Origin of the sequence: Microcystis sp. M53598_WE2 (assembly GCF_030067735.1) — a bacterium.
Taxonomy (GTDB): Bacteria; Cyanobacteriota; Cyanobacteriia; order Cyanobacteriales; family Microcystaceae; genus Microcystis; species Microcystis aeruginosa.
Genome location: NZ_JASJFE010001033.1, coordinates 1 through 4,272 on the forward strand (window position 1 = coordinate 1; position 4,272 = coordinate 4,272).

3 protein-coding genes are annotated in these 4,272 nt (G+C 42.1%); 1 reads left to right on the plus strand and 2 read right to left on the minus strand.

Going from position 1 to position 4,272, the window contains the following annotated elements:
- Positions 1–291 precede the first annotated feature (291 nt).
- Positions 292–1,425, plus strand: a complete 1,134-nt coding sequence (locus PX636_RS21225) for a class I SAM-dependent methyltransferase (RefSeq protein WP_288118731.1) — start codon at positions 292–294, stop codon at positions 1,423–1,425.
- A gap of 260 nt (positions 1,426–1,685) precedes the next feature.
- Here PX636_RS21225 and bchB read toward each other — a convergent pair whose 3' ends face one another.
- Positions 1,686–3,212, minus strand: a complete 1,527-nt coding sequence (bchB, locus tag PX636_RS21230; protein WP_002796162.1) for a ferredoxin:protochlorophyllide reductase (ATP-dependent) subunit B — start codon at positions 3,210–3,212, stop codon at positions 1,686–1,688.
- A gap of 155 nt (positions 3,213–3,367) precedes the next feature.
- Positions 3,368–3,964 (minus strand): nucleotide-binding protein, encoded by a 597-nt coding sequence (locus tag PX636_RS21235; RefSeq protein WP_002796161.1) that lies wholly within the window; start codon positions 3,962–3,964, stop codon positions 3,368–3,370.
- Between the last annotated feature and the right edge of the window lie 308 nt (positions 3,965–4,272).

Below are 4,272 nucleotides of genomic sequence, written 5' to 3' on the forward strand. Positions count from 1 at the left end.
CTTATAGAGAAAGGCATTTAGCGATTTTTGTCAATTGTTTTTTATCTAGAGCGAACTAATCAATTAAGTCTCTTGCCAGATAAGGATTTAGTCGATTTATGCCCCCCTATCGAACCATAACAAGTAACGAAGAGCCATAATTGCTGATTGTCGGTATTTCTGCAAATGTTAGATGCACCCTTCCTAATTCCTAATTCCTAATTCCCACTTCCCATTTCATAATTCCTAATTCCCACTTCCCATTTCATAATTCATAATTCATAATTCATAATTCATAATTCCCTGATCAAGATGAATTTAGAAGCAATCATCCTAGAGGAAATTAAACAATCAGTAGCGGGTCGAATTAGCTTCGAGCGCTGGATGGATTTAGCTCTCTATCACCCCGATTATGGCTATTACACCTCTGGAAAAGTAGAAATTGGCTCAAAAGGAGATTTTTTTACTTCCTCGTCCCTAGGGGCAGATTTTGGCCAATTGTTGGCAGAGCAATTTGTCGAGATGGCGGAATTTTTGGGCAATTCCCCTGGATTTACTTTAGTGGAAGTGGGAGCAGGTTCGGGGATTTTAGCGAAGGATATCCTTGATTATTTAAGTGATAGCTATGCTGATTTTTATCAAAATCTCAGTTATATAATTATCGAACAATCTCAGAAACTCAGGGAAAGACAACAGGCAACTTTAGCGGGATATTCCCCGGTATCTTGGCAAAGTTGGCCGGATTTAGCCGATAATTCCCTTGTGGGTTGTGTGTTTAGTAATGAGTTAATCGATGCTTTTCCTGTCCATCGAGTTGTGATCGAGTCAGGGGAATTGCGAGAAATTTATCTGGGATTGGGGGAACCTTTTCAGGAGATTATCGCAGATTTATCCACCGACAGAATCAAAGACTATTTTGATTTAGTGGGGATAAATATTCCTTCCCCACTTTATCCGGAGGGTTATCAAACCGAGGTAAACTTATTAGCTTTAGACTGGTTAGAAACCGTTAATCGGAAACTCGATCGAGGTTATATCTTAACCATAGATTACGGTTACACTGCCGAAAAATATTATCATCCCCAAAGAAGTCAAGGAACCCTACAATGTTATCGACAACATCAGCGTCATGATCATCCTTATTTGTGGGTAGGAGAACAAGATATTACCACTCATGTGGATTTTACTGCTTTACAACGTCAAGGGGAGAAATTAGGCTTAAAAAATCTCGGTTTTACTCAGCAAGGATTATTTTTAATGGCTTTGGGATTAGGGGATAGATTAAAGGAACTTTCTCAAGGAAAAATCGATATATTAACTATATTTCAGCGCCGAGATGCCTTACATCAATTAATCAATCCCACTGGTTTAGGAGGATTTGGAGTGTTAATTCAGGGGAAAGGAGTAGAAGAAAGAATACTTCAGGGATTAAGTAGGGTTTGCTGAAAAAGCTTTTCCTAGGGGCAGGGTGTGGGGTGTGGGGTGTGGGTTGTGGGGTTTTACGGATTTTGAGGTAGTCAGTTACCTAATTTTCAGGGAAAAAGTACCTGAATTTTCCCCCCGATCACTCCAAAGGTCGGCACTTTTTGAGGGAAAACAAGTCTAAAAGTCTTATCCAACAAGGTTTTTAGATTTATTCAGCAAGCCCTAAGTAGATAACTAAAAAAAAGGGCTGAATGCTGTTAACTTTCAGCCCCAAGAAATAATTAAGCTCCTACGGATTCTTTAGCCGCATACATTACCTCTAAAGTTATTTCACCAATACTTCGCTCCCGGGCGAATTTTTCGGTATTTCGTTTGACTTTCCCCCGCACAAAACCGGGTATTTTCTGCAATTCTGCCGTCGCTTCCTTATTCCAATTTAGGTCAGAATCTGCCGAAATACCTTTAGTAATTACCTCTTTTGTATCATGACCACCGAATATCTCTAATAGGTGATCTTCCATACCCAAAGTAAAGGAATTATAGACCAAATCGGCGATCTGATTAGTGCCTTCGTAACCTAAGAAAGGTTTATAACCGAGGGGGAAATTTTGGATATGAATAGGTGCGGCAATGACTCCACAGGGAATATCTAAACGTTTGCCAACGTGACGTTCCATTTGAGTACCAAATATCGCCGCTGGTTCTAATCGAGCAATAGCATCTCCTATCGCGCCATTATCATCACTAATTAACACTTCATCGCAATATTCACTCACTTGTTCCCGGAACCAATCCGCATCATACTTGCAATAAGTACCCGCTAAAACCACATGAATTCCCATCTCTCTGGCGAGAATTTTTGTCATAGCGGCTGCGTGGGTATTATCACCAAAAACCACCGCTTTTTTCCCCGTTAAATTCTGACAGTCAATGGAACGAGAAAACCAAGCAGCTTGGGAGATATGCAGAGTTTGTTCATTGATAAAATCTTCGTAATCTACTGCTGCACCTTGGGGATTAATTACCTCTTGGATTTTGCGAATACAGCGCGCTGTTTCCACAACTCCCATGGGGGTAATATCAACGTAGGGCATAGCGAATTCACTTTCGAGATATTTGGCTGTCATTAATCCCACTTCTCGATAGGGAACCAGATTAAACCAAGCGCGGGGCAGATTTTTTAAGTTGTCCACCGAGGCAGCTTCGGGAATAATTTCGTTAACTTCAATGTCCAAATCTGCCATTAACCGCTTTAATTCCGTGCGATCATGTTGGTTATGGAAACCGAGGGTGGTAATACCGATAATATTAACCGAAGGTTTAGGGGTTTTCTCCGAGATAATTTCCCCTTTTCTTTGGGCCTTATCGAGATAATATTTGATAATTTGATAGAGGGTTTTATCGGCCGCTTGTAGTTCATTATAGCGATAGTGGTTAACATCGGCCAGCAGCACATCCCCCTCGGCATCCTGTCGCGCTCTTTCGACAAAGTTTTGTAAATCCTCTTGGAGAATGCTGGAGGTGCAGGTGGGGGTTAAAACGATTAAATCGGGACTTTCTTCGCGATCTTTGCGAACAATATTATCGACGACTTTTTCTTGGGAACCCCGGGCTAAAACATTACGATCGACAATACTAGCAGTGACGGGGGTAAAATTACGCTCCCTTTCCAACATCGAGCGCATGACGTTAAAATAATCGTCTCCCAGAGGAGCGTGCATGATAGCATGAACATTTTTAAAGGAACTGGCGATCCTTAACGTGCCAATATGAGCGGGACCCGCATACATCCAATAGGCCAATTTCATAGAGGGTTCTCCTACAGTCAGACTTTTTTGATTGTCTCAGACTTTACCGATTTAGGAGTGAACGCTTAACGGAAGATTACAAAAAGTCCCCATGCAGATTAAGTATCTTTTTGGGGAAAAATGACACAAATATTAATATTAACTTTTTTAACAATTTATGTCATTAGGGCAAAAATTTCTTTACCGACCGCTTGGTAACAAAGCCAACCGAAATTAGACCGGGGGTCGGGATAATCTTTGACGACGACTCCCTTTTCGGCCGCTCGTTCAAAAGCAACTAAACGGGGAATTTCTCGCTTAAATACGGGTAATTTTGCTTCTTCTAGAGCTTTCCGAGCTTCTCGTCCTGTTTTTGTCCGTGAATCCACTTGGGTTAAAAGAACTCGATAATTATCGGTCATCTTGGAGAGCAATTCTACCGCTTTAATCGTGACATCGATATCGAGATGATTGGGAGTGGTGGGTAGGATTAATAAATCGCTGCCCTGAGCTAAATCTTTTAACTCGTCTGGCTCCGGCCGGGCTTGGGTATCGACGATAATATGAGTGTATTGTTTCACCAGTCCCGTCGCTCCAGCTTGGGACGCTACCATAAAAGGAAGGGTGTCTTCCCGGGACCAATGGAGAGCCGAACGATTTTTATCCGCATCGATCAATAAGGTGGGCGCTTTTTCCTGAAAATAGGCGGCCAGATGAATCGATGTGGTGGTTTTCCCGACCCCTCCCTTCAGTGCTACGACGGAAATAATCATGAACGGCTCGATCGAATAAATGGGTATTTTCTAGTGTACTCCCAGACGGACTGAAAACCGTCTAAGTTTCCCCCCAGAAAAGCTATCGGTCAGAATTGTCGATTTTTGAGCGTGGCTCTCTCGACATTATGCTCTCCCGATCGATCACTTTTTCCGCTCACCAAAAGTACGGGAGAGTCTTCAATGTTGAACCAATTCTTAGCAATAGCGATCGCTTTCATGATTGGGTTAACTGGTGAATTAGTCCTCTCTTTACCCGCTACTCGTTTATCCGCTCGAGAAATCTCTCAACAATTACAGACTATCCC

Coding starts and splice junctions, on each gene's coding strand:
- PX636_RS21225 (WP_288118731.1), top strand. CDS start 292: ATGAATTTAGAAGCAATCATCCTAGAGGAAATTAAACAATCAGTAGCG.
- bchB (WP_002796162.1), bottom strand. CDS start 3,212: ATGAAATTGGCCTATTGGATGTATGCGGGTCCCGCTCATATTGGCACG.
- PX636_RS21235 (WP_002796161.1), bottom strand. CDS start 3,964: ATGATTATTTCCGTCGTAGCACTGAAGGGAGGGGTCGGGAAAACCACC.